The organism is Aliiroseovarius conchicola, from assembly GCF_041403445.1.
In the GTDB taxonomy this organism is placed as follows: Bacteria; Pseudomonadota; Alphaproteobacteria; order Rhodobacterales; family Rhodobacteraceae; genus Aliiroseovarius; species Aliiroseovarius conchicola.
Genome location: NZ_JBGEHL010000003.1, coordinates 388,640 through 409,289, shown reverse-complemented (window position 1 = coordinate 409,289; position 20,650 = coordinate 388,640). Strand labels below are relative to the sequence as shown.

The 20,650-nt window shown below is 56.3% G+C and carries 22 protein-coding genes; 12 read left to right on the top strand and 10 right to left on the bottom strand.

From position 1 onward, the window contains the following. Positions 1-98: 98 nt before the first annotated feature. The gene (locus V6N04_RS07700; RefSeq protein ID WP_371169562.1) at positions 99-557 is read left to right on the top strand and encodes an Lrp/AsnC family transcriptional regulator; all 459 of its coding nucleotides are present in this window, start codon (positions 99-101) and stop codon (positions 555-557) included. 53 nt (positions 558-610) lie between these two features. After that, positions 611-1,693: a cell division protein ZapE gene (gene zapE / locus V6N04_RS07695; RefSeq protein WP_371169561.1), complete on the top strand. Its 1,083-nt coding sequence runs from the start codon at positions 611-613 to the stop codon at positions 1,691-1,693. A gap of 522 nt (positions 1,694-2,215) precedes the next feature. On the opposite strand, the gene V6N04_RS07690 is transcribed toward zapE, so the two are convergent. From V6N04_RS07690 to V6N04_RS07680, 3 genes are read right to left on the bottom strand one after another with little or no spacing between them, the layout of a single operon-like run. Next, on the bottom strand, positions 2,216-3,454 hold the full coding sequence (locus V6N04_RS07690) for a bifunctional folylpolyglutamate synthase/dihydrofolate synthase (protein ID WP_371169647.1): 1,239 nt from the start codon (positions 3,452-3,454) through the stop codon (positions 2,216-2,218). Between the two features lie 32 nt (positions 3,455-3,486). Further along, a complete protein-coding gene (accD, locus tag V6N04_RS07685) occupies positions 3,487-4,458 on the bottom strand; it encodes an acetyl-CoA carboxylase, carboxyltransferase subunit beta (protein WP_371169560.1) in 972 nt (323 codons plus the stop codon). 31 nt (positions 4,459-4,489) lie between these two features. Then, entirely contained in the window at positions 4,490-5,431 is a 942-nt protein-coding gene (locus tag V6N04_RS07680; RefSeq protein WP_371169559.1) for a CPBP family intramembrane glutamic endopeptidase, read from the bottom strand. Between the two features lie 174 nt (positions 5,432-5,605). On the opposite strand from V6N04_RS07680, the gene V6N04_RS07675 reads away from it, so the two are divergent. From V6N04_RS07675 to V6N04_RS07645, 7 genes are all read left to right on the top strand, one after another. Further along, positions 5,606-6,346, top strand: a complete 741-nt coding sequence (locus tag V6N04_RS07675) for a hypothetical protein (RefSeq protein WP_371169558.1) — start codon at positions 5,606-5,608, stop codon at positions 6,344-6,346. A 91-nt stretch (positions 6,347-6,437) separates the two neighbouring features. Further along, complete coding sequence (locus V6N04_RS07670; RefSeq protein ID WP_371169557.1) at positions 6,438-7,211, top strand: DUF6478 family protein; 774 nt, start codon at positions 6,438-6,440, stop codon at positions 7,209-7,211. 28 nt (positions 7,212-7,239) lie between these two features. Continuing rightward, positions 7,240-7,620, top strand: a complete 381-nt coding sequence (locus tag V6N04_RS07665) for a hypothetical protein (protein WP_371169556.1) — start codon at positions 7,240-7,242, stop codon at positions 7,618-7,620. A 4-nt stretch (positions 7,621-7,624) separates the two neighbouring features. After that, a complete protein-coding gene (locus V6N04_RS07660; protein ID WP_371169555.1) occupies positions 7,625-8,110 on the top strand; it encodes a 2-thiouracil desulfurase family protein in 486 nt (161 codons plus the stop codon). 81 nt (positions 8,111-8,191) lie between these two features. Beyond that, a complete protein-coding gene (locus V6N04_RS07655) occupies positions 8,192-10,219 on the top strand; it encodes an FAD-dependent oxidoreductase (RefSeq protein ID WP_371169554.1) in 2,028 nt (675 codons plus the stop codon). Positions 10,220-10,254: 35 nt separating this feature from the next. Beyond that, positions 10,255-11,175, top strand: a complete 921-nt coding sequence (locus tag V6N04_RS07650) for an AEC family transporter (protein ID WP_371169553.1) — start codon at positions 10,255-10,257, stop codon at positions 11,173-11,175. Positions 11,176-11,305: 130 nt separating this feature from the next. After that, a complete protein-coding gene (locus tag V6N04_RS07645; RefSeq protein ID WP_371169552.1) occupies positions 11,306-12,211 on the top strand; it encodes a LysR family transcriptional regulator in 906 nt (301 codons plus the stop codon). A 4-nt stretch (positions 12,212-12,215) separates the two neighbouring features. On the opposite strand, the gene V6N04_RS07640 is transcribed toward V6N04_RS07645, so the two are convergent. The 4 genes from V6N04_RS07640 to V6N04_RS07625 are packed head-to-tail and all read right to left on the bottom strand — an operon-like array spanning position 12,216 to position 15,198. Beyond that, positions 12,216-13,157, bottom strand: coding sequence for an OmpA family protein (locus V6N04_RS07640; protein WP_371169551.1), 942 nt, complete (start codon positions 13,155-13,157; stop codon positions 12,216-12,218). Then, positions 13,154-13,729 (bottom strand): peroxidase-related enzyme, encoded by a 576-nt coding sequence (locus V6N04_RS07635; protein ID WP_371169550.1) that lies wholly within the window; start codon positions 13,727-13,729, stop codon positions 13,154-13,156. The genes V6N04_RS07640 and V6N04_RS07635 overlap by 4 nt, the downstream gene beginning before the upstream one ends. Positions 13,730-13,735: 6 nt before the next feature. After that, positions 13,736-14,473, bottom strand: coding sequence for a GNAT family N-acetyltransferase (locus tag V6N04_RS07630; RefSeq protein WP_371169549.1), 738 nt, complete (start codon positions 14,471-14,473; stop codon positions 13,736-13,738). Next, positions 14,470-15,198, bottom strand: a complete 729-nt coding sequence (locus V6N04_RS07625; protein ID WP_371169548.1) for a competence/damage-inducible protein A — start codon at positions 15,196-15,198, stop codon at positions 14,470-14,472. The genes V6N04_RS07630 and V6N04_RS07625 overlap by 4 nt, the downstream gene beginning before the upstream one ends. Before the next feature lie 38 nt (positions 15,199-15,236). On the opposite strand from V6N04_RS07625, the gene sfsA reads away from it, so the two are divergent. The 3 genes from sfsA to V6N04_RS07610 all read left to right on the top strand — a co-directional run bounded on the left by sfsA (position 15,237) and on the right by V6N04_RS07610 (position 18,111). Beyond that, a complete protein-coding gene (gene sfsA / locus V6N04_RS07620) occupies positions 15,237-15,935 on the top strand; it encodes a DNA/RNA nuclease SfsA (protein WP_371169547.1) in 699 nt (232 codons plus the stop codon). Positions 15,936-15,970: 35 nt separating this feature from the next. Then, positions 15,971-16,819: a type I methionyl aminopeptidase gene (gene map / locus V6N04_RS07615; protein ID WP_371169546.1), complete on the top strand. Its 849-nt coding sequence runs from the start codon at positions 15,971-15,973 to the stop codon at positions 16,817-16,819. A gap of 233 nt (positions 16,820-17,052) precedes the next feature. Continuing rightward, positions 17,053-18,111 (top strand): TRAP transporter substrate-binding protein, encoded by a 1,059-nt coding sequence (locus tag V6N04_RS07610; protein ID WP_371169545.1) that lies wholly within the window; start codon positions 17,053-17,055, stop codon positions 18,109-18,111. A gap of 50 nt (positions 18,112-18,161) precedes the next feature. On the opposite strand, the gene V6N04_RS07605 is transcribed toward V6N04_RS07610, so the two are convergent. The 3 genes from V6N04_RS07605 to V6N04_RS07595 are packed head-to-tail and all read right to left on the bottom strand — an operon-like array spanning position 18,162 to position 20,574. Further along, entirely contained in the window at positions 18,162-18,803 is a 642-nt protein-coding gene (locus V6N04_RS07605) for an HAD family hydrolase (protein ID WP_371169544.1), read from the bottom strand. Positions 18,804-18,811: 8 nt separating this feature from the next. Next, a complete protein-coding gene (gene rsmD, locus V6N04_RS07600; RefSeq protein ID WP_371169543.1) occupies positions 18,812-19,369 on the bottom strand; it encodes a 16S rRNA (guanine(966)-N(2))-methyltransferase RsmD in 558 nt (185 codons plus the stop codon). Next, positions 19,366-20,574, bottom strand: coding sequence for an NAD(P)/FAD-dependent oxidoreductase (locus tag V6N04_RS07595; RefSeq protein ID WP_371169542.1), 1,209 nt, complete (start codon positions 20,572-20,574; stop codon positions 19,366-19,368). Before V6N04_RS07595 ends, rsmD begins: the two co-directional genes overlap by 4 nt. Positions 20,575-20,650 lie beyond the last annotated feature (76 nt).

Below are 20,650 nucleotides of genomic sequence, written 5' to 3'. Positions count from 1 at the left end.
GCGTCGCGCAATTGCTTTGAAAAGATGCGGCGTGTGTGATAGGAATATCCGAATAATTCACCGGCATATGTGAAAAACGTGCAAGAAACTTGTGAGGTATGGAAGTGGACAGCATAGATCGTCGAATCTTGAAAGTTCTGCAGCGTACGGGTCGCATTTCGAACGCTGACTTGTCCGAGAAGGTAAATCTATCCCAATCGGCGTGCCATCGGCGTGTGCAACGGCTTGAGGCGGATGGATACATAAAAGATTATGTAGCCCTGCTGGATGCGCGTAAGATGGGCTGCGCAACGACGGTCTTCGTTGAAATCACGCTGTCCGGGCAAGCCGACGAGGTGCTCGAGGCGTTTGAACGCGAAGTCTCGCGTGTTCCTGATGTGCTGGAATGCCACCTGATGGCAGGCACTGCCGATTACATCTTAAAAGTGGTTGCTCAAGATACCGAAGATTTTGCCCGCATTCACCGCCAGCATCTGGCGCGCCTGCCGGGTGTGCAGGGGATGCAAAGCTCTTTTGCGCTTCGTACGGTATTCAAGACCACAGCCTTGCCGGTCTAGGATCCGACCGTCCTCACCTTGCCGCGTAACAAGAAGCGATTTATCCCTCTATCATGACAACCTTGCCCGAGATTTATGACGCGCTGGCCCAGAAGGGCGAGATCAAGACTGACGCAGCGCAGGAAGCCTGTTTGCCAGCGTTGGACACCATCCGCGCCTTTTTAGAGGCCGCTCCCGTTCGCAAACGCGGCTTGCTGGGTGGGCTATTTCAGGCAAAACAAGAAGATCTGCCAAAGGGCCTGTATCTTTGGGGTGGGGTTGGGCGCGGAAAGTCCATGTTGATGGACCTTTTCGTGGATCATCTGAATATCGCTGAAAAGCGCCGCGTGCATTTCCATGCTTTTATGCAGGAGGTGCACGAGCGTATGGCGCAGGCGCGTAAGGCCGAAGTTGATGATCCTTTGGCCAAGGTCGCCGCGCAGATTGCGGCTGATGTCCGGTTGTTCGCTTTTGATGAGATGCAGATTACCGACATCACCGACGCGATGATCGTGGGGCGATTGTTTGAGAAACTCTTTGAGGCGGACGTTATCGTCGTTACCACGTCAAACCGCCACCCTGATGATCTGTACAAGGACGGTCTCAACCGGCAGCTCTTTTTGCCATTCATCGCGCTTATCAAAGAGCAAATGACCATACACGAATTGTCCAGCCCGAACGATTACCGGCAGGATCGGCTGGCTGGTGAGCAGGTTTATTTTACACCTGCCGGTACAGAGGCGCGCCAAGCTATTGATCTGATCTGGAGTGATTTGACCGGCGGGAAGGCAGCGCCGTTGCATTTGGCCATCAAAGGTCGAGACGTCGTGTTGCCCGCGTTCCACAATGGGGCCGCTCGGGCTGGGTTTCATGACCTTTGCGGAGTGATGCTTGGGCCCGGTGATTATCTGGAGATTGCCGATGCGGTAAAGCTATTGGTGTTGGAGGATATTCCTCAGCTCGGGCGATCAAACTTCAATGAGGCGAAGCGCTTCGTGATCCTGATTGATGCCCTTTATGAAGCCAAGGTCCGTCTGATTGTATCCGCGGCTGCGCAGCCCGAGATGCTCTATATCGAAGGGGAGGGGTCGTTTGAGTTCGAGCGTACCGCAAGCCGACTGCGTGAAATGCAGGACAAAGACTGGGGTGCCGAATAGCGTATCGCGGGGCGAAGCGGTGAACCAAAGTCGACCAACGGGTTCGTCAAATAGGGGTCGCCCGTTGGCGACCCCAATAGTTTAACCTGCCCGCCTAACTTACCGCGCCGGTTTCCTGATAGCAGGAGTGAATTTGGCGGACGTAATTGTCGCGAACCAGATCATGATCCTGTATCGGGAAGAGGTATGGCGGGGGTGGTCTCAGTCTTGGATAGAAAGGCATTTGCATTTGTGATCACAAATACGTCTGCCCTAGATCGTATCGGTCGAAACATGAGACCCCCCGGTCATATGTACTGCTCGACAGATCGTCCACTTATCGTGAACTTTACCTGAAGAATACCCTATTTGTATTAGCTAACTGCTTATTTTGTCAACGTTTTATGTCGAATCATTTCCCGAATCGCCCAAGTCGAAAAAAGTGATTCTTTTCGGGGGGTTGAGTCGCGAAGTGAATCCGGTTCGACGGCGTCTTGGAAAAATAAATTTGTGATCACGATGCGCATTCGGCACCGAAACAGCCTAGCCGTTCTCTTTCAATACATCGCCAGCAAGGTAGAGCGACCCGCAAATCAGAATGCGGCAATTCGGGTTGGATTGGACGATCTGGTCGATCGCTGCCACAACAGTTGGCGCCTCGTTCGCATCCAATCCAACGTCACGAGCCTCGATGGCTGTCACGTCCGCGGGAAGTGTGTTGGCTTCTCCGGGTATCGATACCGCAGTCAGACTGTCCGAGACGCCGGCGAGTGGTCGCAAGTAACCCGAGATATCTTTGGTGTTCAGCATCCCGCAGATCAAATGCGTGGGGCGTTTGGGCAGATCGCCCAACACTTTTGCCAGTGTTTCGCCGGCTGCGGGGTTGTGTCCGCCATCCAACCAAAGTTCAGCATCCCCAGCAGCTTCGACCAAGGGGCCGTGGCGCAGGCGTTGCATCCGCGCAGGCCAGGTCACATCGCGCATGGCGGCTTCGCATGCGGCTTCGCCATAGCCCAGCAGTCGAAGAGCGGCGACAGCGGCGCCTGCATTCTCTAACTGGTGGGGCCCGATCAACGCGGGCATGGGAAGATCCAGAAGTCCGGTCTCGTCTTGGAATATGAAACGCCCGCGCTCTTCCCACATGTGCCAGTGTTGGCCGTGAACGGCCAGCGGACAACCAAGTTTGGCGGCGCGCGCTTCAATCACCTCAAGCGCTTCGTCAGATTGCGGACCAACCACGCAGGGGACACCTCGTTTCAGAATGCCCGCCTTTTCGCCCGCGATGGCCGTCAGCGTGTCGCCGAGAAACTGGGTGTGATCGATCGAGATCGGCGTGATAATGGTCAACGCAGGTTTTTCGACCACGTTCGTTGCGTCCAAGCGTCCACCCAGCCCGGTTTCCAACAAAGTGTAGTCGGCTGGCGTTCGGGCAAATGCCAGAAGGGCTGCGACTGTCGTGATCTCGAAGTAAGTGATCGTCTCGTCGCCATTGGCGTCGTAGCAATGATCCAGCACCTCGGTCAGAGCCTCTTCCGAGATCAGCTCCCCTGCCAACCGTATGCGTTCGTGAAACCGTGCCAGATGCGGCGAGGTATAGGCGTGGACCCGTTTTCCAACCCCTTCAAGCCCGGCACGGAGCATAGCCTGCGTCGACCCCTTACCATTCGTACCCGCCAGATGAATCACCGGTGGCAATTGATCTTGTGGGTCGCCGACTGCGTGCAGCAACCTCCAGACACGATCCAGCGTCAGGTCGATGATTTTCGGGTGAAGGGACATCATCCGGTCAAGGATGACGTCCGAAGTCTGAGCGCTCACGCTTTCGGGGCTTCTTTGCCTGCCTCGGCGGCAGCGGGGGCATCCTTGGCGGGCGCTTCCTTTTTGTCGTCAGCCTTCGCGGGTTCCTCGGGCTTGGGCAGGTCGCCTTTCACCGCAGGGGTTTGACCGGTTAGCATGCGTAGGATCGTGACAAGCTCGTCCTTCATATCCTTGCGGTGCGTTACACGATCCAGCATCCCGTGATCCAAAAGGTACTCCGCGCGTTGGAAACCTTCGGGCAGTTTCTCGCGGATGGTTTGCTCGATGACGCGGGGGCCAGCGAAACATATCAGCGCGTTGGGCTCAGCGATATGTACGTCACCAAGCATTGCATAAGATGCGGTTACGCCGCCGGTTGTCGGGTGTGTCAGAACGACAATGTAGGGAAGCCCGGCTTCCTTTAGCATCTGAACGGCCACAGTCGTGCGCGGCATTTGCATCAGCGACAGGATACCTTCCTGCATCCGCGCGCCACCAGCGGCCGAGAACAGGACCAAGGGACGCCTCGCAGCAACAGCACGTTCGGCAGCCGCGATGATGGCGTTGCCGACAAACATACCCATCGACCCGCCCATGAAGCTAAAGTCTTGCGCGGCAGCCACGATGGGTGTCCGCCCAATCTCGCCCTCGGCCACCAGCATTGCTTCGCGTTCGCCAGTGTTCTTGCGCGAGGCTTTCATACGCTCAGGGTATTTTTTCTGGTCTTTGAACTGCAACGGGTCGTCGACCGGGGCGGGGACATCGACCTCTGCATACACACCGCCATCGAAAAGCGCTTCAAACCGCTCGCGCGGGGTGATTGCCATGTGATGGTCGCAGCTCGTGCAGACGTTCAGGTTTTCGGCAAACTCGCGGTGGAACAGCATCGTTCCGCATTCCGAGCATTTGGTCCACAGGTTCTCGGGCACCTCACGGCGCGAGAAAAGCGAGTTAATACGCGGGCGGACATAATTCGAGATCCAGTTCATCGCCAGTCATCCTTGATCGGTTTCGAATTACCTAATCCGCCTGCGAGGCATTTGCAATTGGCTGGTTGCGTTGGGTCCGGTTCCACCACAGTGTAAATGCAATCACAACAAGGCCGGTTTGCAGCAGGATGGACCATCCCATCGTGGTGCTTTTCGGGTCAAGGTCGCTCAGAAATAGCGAAAATCCATCCAGCGTCCCTTTGGCCCCAACAAGTAGAAGCATTGCGTTGTTTGCAAAATGCAACCCTGCTGCAGCGCCGATGTTTCCGGTGCGCAATGTGACGATTGCGAGCACAATTCCGGCGACGGTGGTGTGAGTCACGTAAAAAACGGCGTTGATCCCATATGTGTAGGGATCGAAGTGCAGAACGCCAAAGATGAAAGAAGGAATGATCGCCCAGAGCCACACCGACCGAAAACGGGCGCGGAGTTGTTGCAGCAGGTATCCCCGAAACACCAGCTCTTCGGCAAAAATTTGCATCAAGATAAGTCCAAGCGCAGGCAGTAGAATAACCAGCCACGTGCCGAACGAGAGGTTTTGTTCGATCTCAACCGCCGCATTTGCGGGAAGAAAAAGCCCACCGACCAAGTCGATCAGCACTGCCACCACTCCGATTACAAGTGCGATCATCAACCCCTGTTTGAAATGGCGCCAACTGACACGCAATGTGGGTCCGAACAGGCTTTGATATCCCCGCTTGTGCAAGATGCGCAGGGTGATCCATAGCCCCAGATGGTAGCCTAGGAAAGTCAGGAAGAACACGGCGGTTTCACCCGGGTTGGACGCGCCAAGTATCCGCTCTGGCGTCGACCCCAAGACCGCCGCGCCGGCCATAAATATCGCGAACGTGGCGGCAAGGAAGACCGCGTGAATGAGTATGAGCCCGACAATTGTACGCCAGATTTGATTGCGCGGTTTGGCGGGTGTCCAAAACCAGGTCGATGTTTCATCGGATCGCGAAAAACTTGTCATCAAACAGATATCACCTCGTGAACAACTCTGCCGCATGATGGTGCGAGTGATGACGAAGGACAATGCGAAATCCAAAATTTGGAACGTGAACGAGCCAGGATCACTCATTCTGGCTGGGCAAAAGGATGATTTCTGTGTTTAGGTCTTATGGAGGGTTAGTTTGTCGGGGGTTCTATGGTTGGGATATCACGTCGTTTAGGAATGAAAGCGACAAGAGTAGCGGGCGCGCTGATCTTGGTGATGGGTGTCTCTGGCTGTTTATCAGGCGGCCTAGGGTTCGGCGATGGAGAGCTGAAAAACAGCCCTATATTCTCCAATACAAAGACCGCACCCAGTGAGGGCCTAATCCAGAATTTGGGTGTGATGGACGGTACTGTCGTGATCGCGGCGCCCGCAGGTTATTGTGTTGATGCGACCTCGATAAATGATGGGTCCGGGCGCGCATTTGTGCCGTTGGGTGCCTGTTCTGCAATGACCAAAAACCCTGCAGACCCCACGCCGAAGGTGACGGCTTTTTTAACAGCGTCGGTGCTGCCGTTACCCGTTTCGTCACCCAACGTACCGTCCGATCCAAAGGCGCGCATGCAAGCGGCTAAAGCATTCGTTGAAAGTGACGTTGGCCGTGGCGCGCTTAGCCGAAGCGGCGCTAAGATGCCTGTTACGCTGTTGGATATTCGGCCATCGTCCGATGTGCTTTTTGTACGGGTGAAGGATGGTTCTGCTGGGTTGCCAAGTTCCTTGTCCGACACCAACTGGCGTGCGTTTTTTGAGCAGAATGGTGTCCTTGTGACCGCCACCGTCAACACGTTTAAAGAGCGTTCATACAAATCCAACGACGGTTTTCGCCTGCTGACAGAGTTCGTTTCGGCGATTCAGAAGGAGAATTCCGGCTCTGGGCGTGGCAGCGGGGGTTAGAAAAGCCTTTTCGACTGTTTGCGCGTATGAAAGGTTTCTGGTTAAGAATGGCTGCACAACAAAAACAATCTGAACCAAGGCGAAATGGCAGATGGCGCGACGGGTGAATGGCATTCTTGATAAGTGGCTTCAGTGGCGCGTGGTCAGGCGCTGGCAGGCGGCTGCGCGTGATGCCGACAAGATGGATATCGCGACCCTTCGCGGCTTACGAGGAAGCGCGCGCCAGATGCGGCAGATACTAGACCGCGTGTTGCACGTTGCCGATAGCCGCCTGACTTTGCCAATGATTGGCGCGGACGCAATTCAAAAACCGCTCCATAGCGATTGGGCTGCCCGCCCAGAGCTTTGGCGCGGTCAACTTTCCCCACCCGGACGCTCGTCTGTCGAAAGTAAGACTGCGTTTGGGCGCGAGGTGACGGTTTTTCACGATTGCCAAGTTTCTGAACTGACCGTCCGTCAAATTCGCAACACGCGTGAAAGCGATCTTGCACCGTTTGGCCTTCGAATGGATGTATTCGGTTTTGATGGATCATTTTTGTCGTTGGTGATCGAGCTGCCCTTCGCTGCCGTGGACGGATTAAAGCGAAGCCATATGATCCGCCTCACCGCAATTATCGAGATGGAAAAACCGTTGGAGGCTTTTGCGCGTCTGAATGTTTTGAATGGTCCAAACACCGAACAGATCGTCCGCGAGTTGCCAGTTGGCGATGGCGATAGTGTTGTGGAATTTGACCTGGCTTTCACACAGTTGAACGAAAAACGTGTAGAGCGTATGTGGATTGACCTAGTGTTTGAAAATCCCGAGATGAGTCAGGTGATCTTGCGGGACATAACGCTCAGCCGTCGCCCAAGGGCTGAATTCTGATGGCTGTTGACCGAACAAGGAGTGTGACGTGAAAGCTTTGCATCTGGTGAAGGCGCGTATTCAGGCAGGTGTCTGGGAGGGGGTTCTTACAGCACAAGGAAACCCAACCGCACCGCCGAAGTTGGATGTCACACATCTGTCGCGACCACTTGAAGGTGTGACCGTCGAGCCCAATCCCGATCGTGCCGGATCGTTTGTCGTAAAGGTGCCGATTCCGACAGATATCCTGACCGATGGGGTTCAGACCTGCGTGATTTCGGACGCTGACACTGGTGACACGCTAGAGACATTCACGATCGTGACGGGTGAACCGTTAGATGATGATATTCGTTCCGAAGTAGACTTGTTGCGCGCGGAACTTGATATGCTCAAACGAGCCTTTCGCAGGCATTGCATGGAAACCAGCTGATGCCATGACGCGACTCCTGATCAGTGCTTGCCTGACGGGTCAACCTGTTCGCTATGATGGTCGTGCGAAGCTATTTGATCATGAACACTTGGAGCGATGGCGGTCAGCAGGGCGTCTTGTTTCCTTCTGCCCGGAGTTGGCCGGTGGCATGATGGTGCCTCGGCGACCTGCCGAGATAGAACCTGGTTTCAACGGGGACGATGTTCTCGGCGGTCGCGCCCGTGTCCATGATGATACGGGTGCGGACGTGACGCGGGCTTTTGTGATTGGAGCGCAGCTGGCTCTGGACTTCGCGCTGGGCCAACGGTGCGCCTATGCATTATTGACCGAAAACAGCCCGTCATGTGGGTCATCCGTGCTTCATAGCGGGCTGCACAATGGACAGACCCGCGATGGCTTTGGGGTGACAACGGCAGCCTTGCGCGCGGGCGGCATTCAGGTGTTTGCGCCAGATCAGATCGAACAGCTTGCGGCAGAATGCGCGTGGTAACGGCCAGATTTACGCAGCGTTTCAGATGACAGCGCCCGCGCTGTGGTCCACGTTCAGCGCACATTACAGGAGACCGCCAGTATGACCAGCTATCCGACCCTTCTTTCCCCGCTCGACCTTGGTTTTACCACGCTGAAGAACCGCGTCTTGATGGGGTCGATGCATACGGGGTTGGAAGAACGTGGCGACTGGCCGCGCGTTGCAGAGTTCTATGCAGAACGCGCGCGCGGCGGTGCAGCCCTGATTGTGACGGGCGGGATGGCCCCAAACCCCGAAGGCGGCGTCTATCCCGGTGCTGCCGGGCTGTACACCGATCAGGACATCGCGAACCACAAAACAGTGACAGATCGCGTTCACGCCGAAGGTGGGAAGATCGCGATGCAGATCCTGCATGCCGGTCGTTATGCCTATGGTCCTGATTGTGTTTCTGCCAGCCCCGTGAAGTCGCCCATTTCTCCGTTCCCCCCAAAAGAGCTGGACGAGGATGGCATCCAAAAGCAGATCGCTGACTTCGCCACCGCCGCCAAGCGCGCCAAAGAAGCCGGGTATGACGGGGTCGAGGTTATGGGCTCGGAGGGGTATTTTCTAAACCAGTTCCTTGTGACGCACACCAACAAGCGCGAAGACCGCTGGGGTGGGTCGTATGAAAACCGGATGCGTCTGCCGATTGAGGTCGTCAAAGCGGTGCGCGCCGCCGTTGGGCCTGAGTTTATTATCATCTATCGCCTGTCGATGATTGACCTTGTGCCGAATGGCTCCAGCTTCGATGAAGTTGTCCAACTGGCCAAAGAAATCGAGAAAGCTGGCGCGACGATCATCAACACCGGCATCGGTTGGCACGAAGCGCGCATTCCGACCATCGCCACCTCGGTGCCGCGTGCCGCGTTCACCTGGGTGACGAAAAAGCTGATGGGGCAGGTATCGGTCCCGGTGATCACCTCGAACCGGATCAACCACCCGGATGTCGGTGAAGAAGTGCTGGCCGGTGGTGCCGCCGACATGGTGTCCATGGCACGCCCGTTCCTTGCTGACCCGGAATTTGTGGTGAAAGCCGCCGAAGGTCGCGCGGACGAAATTGCGCCGTGTATTGCCTGCAACCAAGCTTGTTTGGATCATACCTTCGGCGGCAAAATCTCGACCTGTTTGGTGAACCCGCGCGCCTGTTACGAGACGGATCTAAGCTACGACATGACCGATGCGCCGAAATCCATCGCGATTGTGGGGGCGGGACCTGCTGGGTTGTCCACGGCACTGGTCGCGGATGAACGGGGACACAAAGTCACGCTGTTTGACCGGGCCGATCAGGTTGGCGGGCAATTGAATATGGCAAAGAAAGTGCCCGGCAAGGAAGAGTTCATCGGACTTGTTGATTGGTACGACCGCATGGTCGCGGCGTCCGACATTGATCTACAGCTAGGTAGTGAGGTGACGGCTGACGACCTTGACGGTTTCGATGAAATTGTCATCGCCACGGGCGTCATACCCCGTGATCCGGGGATCGAAGGTCAGGCGTCGGACAAAGTTCTAAACTATATTGACGTGTTGCGTCACGAAGCGCCTGTCGGGGACCGGGTGGCCATTATTGGCGCTGGTGGTATCGGTTTTGACGTGGCCGAGTATTTGACACAGGCCGGCGAAAGCCCGACCGAAAACCTTGATGAATGGCTGGCTGAATGGGGTGTTGCTGATCCAGAGGACCAGCGCGGTGGCTTATCACCCGACGGTCCCAAACCCGAAGCGCCGGCGCGTCAAGTGACCCTGATGCAACGTAAAGCTAAAGCGCTGGGCAAGGGGTTGGGTAAAACCACAGGCTGGATTCACCGTGCAACCCTGAAGATGAAGGGGGTCGAGATGGTGGGTGGCGTGAACTATGAACGCATCACCGATGACGGGCTGATGGTCTCTACCGGTGAAGCACGTGAAAACCCTCGTATTGTCGAAGTTGACAACGTGATCCTGTGCGCTGGCCAGATCAGCGAACGCAGCTTGGCTGACGCGTTAGAGGCGCGTGGCAAGGCACCGCATGTCATTGGTGGCGCAGACGTTGCCGCCGAACTTGACGCGAAGCGCGCAATCGACCAAGGGTCACGATTGGCAGCGTCGCTTTGATCACCTGATCCGAGCGCGCGCCGTTCGGAGGTCAGATGGTTTTCATTTCGGTATTTTCCGGTCTCTTGCCAAGCTTCCTTTTGGTGGGGCTGGGCGGTCTGCTGCGCAAACGCTTATCAGCAAACGCGTGGCAAGGGCTCGACCGGTTGAACTTCGAGATTCTGTTCCCCGCGCTTTTGTTCGTTGCCGCAGCCAGCAGGCCCATCGATCCGAGCAAATTGATCGTAATGGCGCCGGTCGTGTGGGCGATACTTTCCGTTGGACTAGCGCTGGGCTGGCTTATGCGAGGAACAGGACCAACACGGTTTCTGGATTTTGCCGGAGCCTGGCAGGTCGGCTGGCGCTTTAACACCGCGCTTGGGCTGGTCGCGGTTGAGTTGCTGACGCAGGGCGGGGCAGGAGAGATGGCGGTCGCGGTTGGCATGGGTGTGCCGGTCGCAAATCTTTTTGCTGTTTCCGCTCTGTCACGTGGTGGGGCGTTGGGTTTTGGTGCGACGGTTGCCAAAATCGCATTGAATCCTTTCCTTCTGGCCAGCCTTGGTGGCGTCGTGTTTGGCCTTATGGGGTGGCGATTGCCATCGCCCCTCATGGCTCCGCTTGAGATGTTGGCGCGTGCGGCGATCCCTATTGCGCTTCTGTCAATCGGGGCGACCATGAATTGGGGCGCACTGGCGCGCTTGGATCGGTTCAACGCCTCTATCTGTGCGATCAAGCTTGTCGCACTGCCCTCATTTGCTCTGCTTGTGTCGGTGATTTTAGGGCTGGACGCAGGTGTCGCGTCTGTGTTGGTCGTGTTCGCGGCCCTGCCGACGGCCTCGGCAGCACATGTCTTGGCGTCGGCATTTGGGGCCGACAGAAATCTTGTTGCGACATTGATTGCGCAGACCACTTTGTTGTCGGCGATAAGCTTGCCCATTTGGATCAGCATCGCAGAACTTGTCTTTTCAATGAGATAGCACCCATCCGCCGTTTCCGGCTTGTGGACGATACCTATTATTACCCCCTTATTGTCGGCGGAACTTCACAGTCTTGCCCCATTTCATCCCGATACAGAATGCACTGGGGTGATATTGTGGAAAGAGTGAAATGGATCGACTGACTGAAATGGAAGCCTTCGCCACCGTCGTGGATCAAGGAGGTTTCACAGATGCTGCTAAGAAGATGGGGATCTCGAAATCGGCGGTGTCAAAGCATGTATCCAGCCTTGAAGCGCGATTGGGTGCTCGGCTGTTGAACAGAACAACTCGGCGGGTTAGCCCGACCGAGATCGGCCTTGCATACTATGACCGCGCCCGCCGCGTTCTGAATGATGCAGGGGAAGCCGACGCGCTTGTCACGTCGATGCAATCCGCGCCGTCTGGGATGTTGCGTATCTCGGTAGCGACCGATTTTGGTGTGAATCACCTCAGTCCGGTCCTGGGTGAGTTTCTGCACGATTTCCCCGATGTGCACGTGAACATGGAATTGGCCAATCGCTATGTCGAGCTGATTTCTGAGGGGTTCGATATGGCCATTCGCGTGGGAGAGCTTGAAGACAGCTCGCTGCGCGCCCGCAAAATCTCGACCACGACACACCGCATGGTCGGCAGCCCGGAATACTTCGAGCAGTATGGCCGCCCCACCCGCATTGACGACCTGAACGAACACAAACTTCTGCATTACTCGAGCCAAAGCTCGGGCAATGTCTGGAAAGTTCCGGCCCCGTCAGGCGAGGTGCGGCAGGTCCGCTCGGCCGGTTGGCTAAGTGTGAATGACGGGCAGTCGCTGCTAAACGCCGCGATCTCGGGTCTTGGGATCGCATATCTGCCAAGTTTCCTTTACGCCGATGCGCTGGAGCAAGGGCTGGTGGTCGACGCCATTCCCGATTTGCCGCAGGATATTCAGGGCATCTATGCCGTCTATCCGCCCGGTCGCTTTACGCAGCCCAAAGTGCGCGCGTTCATAGATTTTCTTGTCCATGCGTTTGCCGATAAGGGGCCCGATAGCTGGTAGGTACTTAGTCGGTGCTGGTTAGCACCGCCTCAACTCGCCTGTTCAGCGCGCGCCCTTCATCCGTCAGGTTTGCTGATAATGGCATCAGAAACCCCACGCCCTGCGCAGAAAGCTGGCTTGGGTCGACGCCATAAAGCTTGCTGAGCGTGCTCATCACTGATGTGGCACGCTTTCGGGACAAGGCAATATTGCCATCTAGACTACCTTCGGCATCTGTATGACCCACCAACACGATTTTCCGGTTGGGGTTTTGCGCAAGGTAGCGGGCAAGATCGGCCAGAACTGGCACGTCCTCGTCTTGTAGCTGAGACGATCCAGTTGCGAATTGCAGTCCATCCAGAACGGTCCGCCCACTGGTTTCCAACACCGAACCGATCGAACCGGAAGGTTGCTTGGATGATGGCGTCGCAACGCCGCCGGCCTGCGCCGAAGATATCTGTGCGGCTGTTTCGCCTGCTGGCGTCACTTGCGCAAGTTCCACAAATGCGCTGTCGCTGGATCGGCTGACCAGTAGGCTGACATATTGATCGCCTTTTTGGGCGCTCAGGTAGTGGTAATCACCCAGATCAACATACATTTCGGGTGCGCTGAAATGGCCGATGTCGAAGCGGAAATCATACCCGCCACATGACACTGCCTGGCACTGAAACAAGATGTCGTACCCATCGGTCATCAGTTGATCGCGCAGGTCCACAAGTATTTGAAAGCTCGTCCGGCTGGTCCCGCCAATCTTCCATGCCTGCCATGTAACCTGACCCTCGGCGGTCACAACCGGAACGGTTTCACCATCAAAGCGACTTGTCGCGACACGCACTGGCGCACTGTCCTGCGGGTCACTTGCCTGAAGCTTTGCGCCTTGTGGAAGGTCCAGCGCCCAAGCTGTTCCAGAACCCGCAAGTGCCACGGCGACGGCCAGTGTCTGAAAGAAACGCAACAAACTGGTCATCTGGCCTGCGCGTGGTATTCGTTATTGGGCTGCATGCCTACGGCTGACGCCATGCGGTTTGACATTGAAAAGAACCCGACAGTTGCGGCGATGTCCCAAATATCGCGGTCCGAGAACCCAACATCACGTAGTGCCTCGCGATCCTTTTCCGTTGTTTCGGCAGAGGCCTTTGTGACCTGTTCGGCGAAGGACAGCATTGCGGTCTGTCGGTCGTCCAGATCAGCCATTCGCCAGTTCATCACCATCGCTTCACCCAGTTTCGGATCACCAGACAGGGCGCGAACTGCAGCACCGTGGGCCACCTGACAATACCAGCACCTGTTGATCGAACTGACGACCACGGCGATCATCTCGCGCTCTAGCTTCGTCAGGCCGCTATCACCCAGCATCAACTCGTTATACATACCCGAGAACGCGCGTAGCTTTTCCATGTCGAAGGCGTAGGCCTTCAGAACATTTGGGACCATGCCGAGTTTCTCATCACAGATATCGAAATATTTTTGGATGTCTTCGGGAAGGGGATCGACCATCGGCAAATCCAGAGCTGTCACACCATTGTTCTTGCGGTCCATGGAGTTCTATCCCTGCGAGTTTTTGATGCGGTAGTGATAGTGGCCGACAAGGTGCATCCCAAGATTGGCATAGAGCGGATTGGCGGCGTGATTGCCTTGGGTCACGATCAGCGCCAAATACTTCGCACCCTGTTCTTGGGCCCAAAGGGCGGCCTGCCGCAACAGATTTTGCCCAGCACCTTGTCTGCGAAGTTTCTCATCCACATGCAATGCATGCGCCATCGCAATGTCATCGTGAATGCCGACAAATCCGACACCAGAAGGATTGTCATCTGTCCGGGCAAGCAACCCCGTCTTGGGGCAGTTGGCGCGTTCCATCACGGCGCGACGTGCTTGGCCAATTCCGCCTGCATCCCACAGCTCGTTCATAATGGATAGCGTGGGCCAGATCGCAAAGGCCGAAACCGGCGGCATTTCCTCTTTCGTCAGCTCTGAAGCCTTAATGACCCAGAAATTCACCGGATCAACAATGTCGTACCCATGTTGCTCCAACATATCGTCCAGATGCTCGTCCCCGTGGCGAATTTGGAAAAGCGGGTCCATGCCGAGATCACGCATGGCATTTTCGGCCGCAGGCAAATCTGCCTCGGTGGTGGGCCAGCTTTCAGTCGCGGCCGAGACTCGCTTGCCCCCGCCTGCACCATCACGGATAACCCAGGCACCAACGCGGTTTGTCGCGGCTGGTGGCCAGGTTGCCTCGCAGGCTTCGATGATGGCGTCACCGTTTGGAAGATCGTTTTTCATGTGTCCTCCGGGAATAGCGTGGTCAGAGTTTCTGCAGCCGCGTCAAGTCGGGTGGCATCCGTGCCGCGAATGACGATGTTCGACCCAAACACTCCGTTCTGAATGAAAGGATAGGAGCCAAAGCTAAGATCGCTTTGATCCAAAGCAAGTTGACCCAATGGGCCCGCAATGTCGCTTTCGCCTCGTTCGATCCGGACGGTCCGCGATTTAAGTGGTGTGCCACCTGTCAGGGTGGGCAAGACGCTGTCCACCATCGCTTGGAACACGGACGGAACCCCCGCCATGACGTGCACATTTCCCAGTGTAAAGCCGGGCGCGATAGAGACGGGGTTATCAATCAACACCGCCCGATCTGGAATGCGTGCCATGCGTTGTCTGGCCTCGTTGAATTCGCGGCCCGAGGCTTCGTAATACGCTGCCAGAAGATCGCGCGCGTCGTCGCGAATGCCGATGTGATCATCGAAAGCGCGGGCGATGCAGTCAGCCGTAATGTCGTCATGGGTCGGGCCAATGCCGCCCGATGTAAATACGTGATCGTAGGCGTTGGAAAGGGCTTTGACCGCCGTTTCGATGGCAGAGGCATCGTCAGATACCACGCGCACTTCTTTCAGGTCGATGCCGTGTTCGGTTAGCTTGCCCGCAAGATGGTACATGTTCGCATCTCGTGTGCGGCCAGACAAAATCTCGTCTCCGATCACCAACATGGCAGCTGTCGGGTTGGGCATCGCTTGTTCCTTTCCTTCTTCCGGTATAGGCCTGCTATATGAAATTTCCCAGCCCTCTTGTGCCCGCAAGGCTCATTCGTCGCTATAAAAGGTTTCTGGCCGATTGTACGCTTGAAGACGGGCGCGAAGTGACTGCGCATTGCGCAAATCCGGGCTCGATGATGGGTTTGGCCGAGCCAGACACGAAGATATGGCTGGAACCGAATGACGACCCAAAGAAGAAACTGAAATTTGGGTGGCGTCTGGTCGATCACGAAAACGGTCACTTTACCGGCGTCGATACATCGGTCCCAAATCGAGCTTTGCGGGCGGCCTTGGAGGCGCGCGAAGTTAACGGGTTGGGCGACTATCACACCGTCCGACCCGAGGTGAAATATGGTGAAAACAGCCGCATTGACTTCCTTTTGGAGGGCGAAGGTCTGACCTATGTCGAAGTGAAATCTGTCACATTGTCTCGACGGCCCGGACTTGCAGAGTTTCCCGACAGTGTGACCGCACGCGGCACCAAGCATCTGGGCGAACTCGCCAATGTGGTCGGGCAGGGGCATCGCGCTGTGATGCTCTACCTGGTTCAGCGGACGGACTGTGATCGGTTCGACTTGGCACGAGATATTGATCCGACTTATGCCGAGGCTTTTCAAATTGCCCGCAAAGCAGGCATCGAGGTTATCGTTCTGGGTACCCAGATCAGCCCCGAACGTATCGAAGTTGCGGCGCCTCTGGCGTCTTTGGTCTGAACATCCTATTTAGGGGGCGAAGAAGAGGACCTAACATGGACGACACCATGCGCGTGACCAAAGAAGGCATTCGCCTTTACGAAACATCGGACTTTGCAGGTATGCATGCCGCCGGCCGTCTGGCGGCTGACATTCTGGACCGTATTGCCCCAATGGTAAAACCCGGCGCCACGACCGCCGAGCTTGACGCCGCGATCGAGACGATGGTGGACGAGGCCGGCGCGGTCTCTGCGACCATCGGCTATAAGGGCTACAAGCATGCCTCGTGCATCTCGCTGAACCATGTAGTGTGTCACGGGATTCCGGGCTCAAAGACCCCAAAGGGTAAGAACGAAAAAGCGAAACGCCAACATGACGAGCTGATTGATGGGGACATTCTGAACGTCGACGTCACGGTGATCGTAGATGGTTGGTACGGTGACACAAGCCGGATGTACAAGGTCGGTGCCCTGAAACCTTTTGCGGATCGGTTGATCCAAGTCACGCATGACGCGCTGATGAAAGGGATCGAGGCGGTGCGTCCCGGAAACACGTTCGGCGATATCGGTCACGCTATTCAGGAACATGTTGAAAGCAAGCGCATGTCCGTCGTGCGCGATTTCTGCGGTCACGGACTGGGGCAAGTTTTCCACGCCCCGCCCAATGTCCTGCACTATGGACGCCCCGGAACCGGACCGATGTTGGAAGAAGGGATGTTCTTCACCATCGAACCAATGGTCAATCTGGGTCGCCCCGAAACCAAGATCCTTGCGGATGATTGGACGGCCATCACACGCGATAAGTCGCTGTCCGCACAGTTCGAACATTCGATCGGTGTGACCGCGGATGGGTGTGAAATTTTCACACTTTCGCCCGCCGGGAAGTTCCATCCGACTTGGAGCTAGAATGTCCGGTTGACTTAGGGGAAACTTCTACCAGTTTTCCCCCTTCACAGAAAAATATCCTTTTGAAATCAGCACTTTTATGGCGCTGATTTCCTTAGGTCAGTAAATTTGCCGTTTTCCGATTGTACTCACGGAATGCCGTGCATAGGTTCCGATTGCCGCCCCGCAAGAGGTGGGTCGGCTTCCGCGATAATCATGCGCGGCTGACTGTAAGAAATAACGGAGGGTGTCCGATGACCCACTTCCGCACTTTCACCCCGAAATCCATCATCACATCGTTGACCGCTGCGGCGGCTCTCGCGATTTCAGCCAGCTCTGCAGCGGCTCAAGAGGTAACGCTGCGCTTCCAGCATTTCGTGTCGCCTTTGTCGGCGAACCCGACCTATTTCATGAAACCTTGGGCCGAAAAGATCGAGAGGGATTCAGACGGGCGCATCAAGGTTGAGCTCTATCCAGCCATGCAACTGGGTGGCAAAGCCCCCAGCCAGTTTGACCTGATCCGCGATGGGGCGATTGATGGCGGTTGGGTTATCCCCGGTTATCAACCCGGCCGTTTTCCAGAAGCCGAAGCCATGGAGTTGCCCTTCATGGTGACGAAATCCGGTGAAGAAGCGTCCAAAGCCGCGTGGGTCTACACTCAGAAGTACCTGTTAGATGACTTTGCGGATGTGAAAGTGATCGCGGCACACATGCACGGGCGCGGGATCGTACACAAGAAAGGCGATCCAATCTCCACAGTTGGGGATTTCGACGGCCTGAAATTGCGCGGCCCGTCGCGCACATCGACCCTCTTATTGGACAAATTGGGCGCAACGCCTATCGGTATGCCTGTACCTGCCTTCCCAGAAGCGCTGGCCAAGGGTGTGGTCGATGGTGGCGTGATCACGTGGGAGATGTCGCCGTCCCTGAAGTTGAACGAGTTGACGGACAGCCACACCGATATCGCAGGCGATAAGTCGCTCTATAACCTCTATTTCATCTGGGCGATGAACAAGGACGTGTATGACGGCCTGCCGGACGACTTGAAGGCCGTGATAGACGCAAACTCGGGCTTTTATGCCTCTGCGATGGCCGGTCGTGCACATGATACCGGCGACGTTGAAGGTCGCGAAAAGATGGCCGCCGACGGCAACGCCATCGCTGAGCTGTCAGAGGCGGAGACCGCAAAAATCCGCGACTTGGGCGACGAGGTGATTGCCGAATGGATCGAGGATATGAACAGCAAAGGTCTGAACGGCGCTGCGATGGTCAAAGATGCACGCGCTGCGGTCGAGGTGACGCGCGCGCGGTAAAGAAACCTGAACTCAGCGAAAGCCGCTCCTTTCGGGGCGGCTTTTGCTTTCTATCCCTTGATCAAACCCAGCAATTCGCCAACTTGTTCCATGTTGGTTGCGGTCGTCGCACCCAACGCCTCAAGCTTTTCTTTCGGTGTGTCCTGAGCATATCCGATACATGTCATCCCTGCGGCGATGGCACCTGTAACGCCGGATGGGCTGTCATCAATTACGACGCAGTCGCCTGGTGCGACGCCTGCATTCTTTGCGGCCAACAGAAACATATCCGGCGCAGGCTTCGGCTTGCCATGGGTTTGAGGAGAATACATTTTCCCTTCGAACCGATCCCAAAGCCCATGCGGTCCGAGGGTCAGTTTCATCTTGGCGAAGCGTCCGTTTGAAACAATGGCGGTTTTCATGTCGGCCTGATCCACCCGATCCAAAAGGGTCACCACACCGTCAATCAACGGGACGCCACCCGACAGGGCTGTATCCATGCGCTCGTAAAAATCTTCGCGCCAACTATCCTTAAACTGCCCGCCTTTAGCCGTGGCGTCGTTGATGATGTCCTGAAGGGGGCGCCCGACGAACAGGTCGTGACACTCGTGCTGAGACACCACCGCGCCATGTTCTGTCAGGAAATCGGCCAACAACCGATTGGCGACCGGTTCGCTGTCAACCAACACGCCGTCGCAGTCGAAGATGACCATTTGAGGATTCACAACGACGCCTCGCAAATTGAAATGACGGTGTCTCCATAGCGGCGGCTATCCAGCAACTCGATTCCATCTGGCAACTCAATCGCAGCGTTGTCTTCCCAAACAATCAACGCGTCCGCGGCGATCCAGCCCCCTTTGATCGCCGCGTTCAATGCCTTCTCGCCCAGAGCTTTTCCGTAAGGGGGATCAAGGAAGATCAAGTTGTGCGCCTGTCCGTCACCAAGTCGTGTGGCGTCGCGTTTTACGATGGTGACTTCGTCTGAACAACGGCACTTGGCAACATTCTCGCGGATCAAAGACAGTGCTTTTCGGCCATCATCAACCAACGTCACACGCGCAGCCCCGCGCGACAGGGCCTCTAGCCCCAGCGCGCCAGTGCCTGCGAAGAGGTCGAGCACCCGGGCACCCTCTATCGGATCACCAAACCGTCCGCCGGTCAGCATGGAAAACAGGCTTTCGCGCACACGGTCGGTTGTCGGGCGCAAATGTGCGCCCGCATCGCCTTTGCCTACACTGGCAAGGGCCAACCCGCGAAAACGACCAGCGATAATCCTCATTTCAGGAGAGGTTTCAAGTCGGCATCGGTGTCTGCGATGATCGATTTGTCTGGTGACTTCCCTGCCTCGATCAAACGCTTTCCAATCATGTAACCACGCGGGTCATTCATCGCGTCCACGGCCAGCAGCATGTCGTCTTGATAGTACCAAAAGCTTGCGCTTGCTGCGTCGCCGTCCCGGCGCGTGACGACGTTATTGTATCCCGTGTTCAAACCGGCAATTTGCAGTTTGACGTCGTATTGATCGGACCAGAACCACGGTTTGGCGACGTATTCGATGTCATCGCCCATCATATTACGGGCCACGATCTCGGCTTGATCGATGGCGTTTGGCACGCTTTCCAGCCGGATACGTGCATTGCGATAGGGAAACGAGGTGCAGTCACCAGCGGCCCAAATTGCAGGGTCGGATGTGCGGCCATGGGTGTCAGTTTTGATACCATTGTCGATGTCCAAACCGGCGGCCTCAGCAAGCGCGATGCCCGGTGTAATCCCAACGCCCACGATGGCGAAGTCGATCTGTATCTTGGTGCCGTCTGACAAGATTGCACCCGTTACCCGACCATCACCAGTCAACCTGTCCAGCCCGACCCCTTCTTTGATATCGACACCGTGAGACTGATGCAGCGCGCGGAAGTAGTCCGAGGTCTCCGGTGCGGCCACTCTTTGTAAGATGCGGTCGGCCATTTCGACCAACGTGACATTTAGGCCCTTCTTGGCGGCTACTGCAGCGGCCTCTAGCCCGATGTATCCGCCGCCAATGATCAGAACATGTCGACCACCTGCGAACTCCGGGGCCATCTGATCGACGTCGTCTAGCGTGCGTACGGCATAAACGCCCTGAAGCGTTCCGCCAATCGACGCCGGTAACAGACGCGGAACCGATCCGGTGGTCAGGGCCAGTTGATCATAGGCTATACGCTCGTCACCAATCACAACTTCTCGGGCGTTGGTGTCGATCGCGTCAACATGGGTTCCCAGCCGAAGGGTGATGTTGTTGTCGGAATAAAAACTCTCGGGCCGCAGATAGAGGCGCTCAAGCTCCATATCCCCCAGCAAATACGCTTTGGACAGCGGGGGGCGCTGGTACGGCGGTGCGGATTCAGCACCGATAAGCGTAACTTCGCCGTCAAAACCAGAGTTCCGCAACTTAGCGACCAATGACGATCCGGCCTGTCCGGCACCGATGACAACAATGTGAGACATGATGGGCTTCCATTCCTACTGACGCGCGGCTGAATGCAGAGTAAGACTAGCAGAACGAGAAACACAATCAGGGATG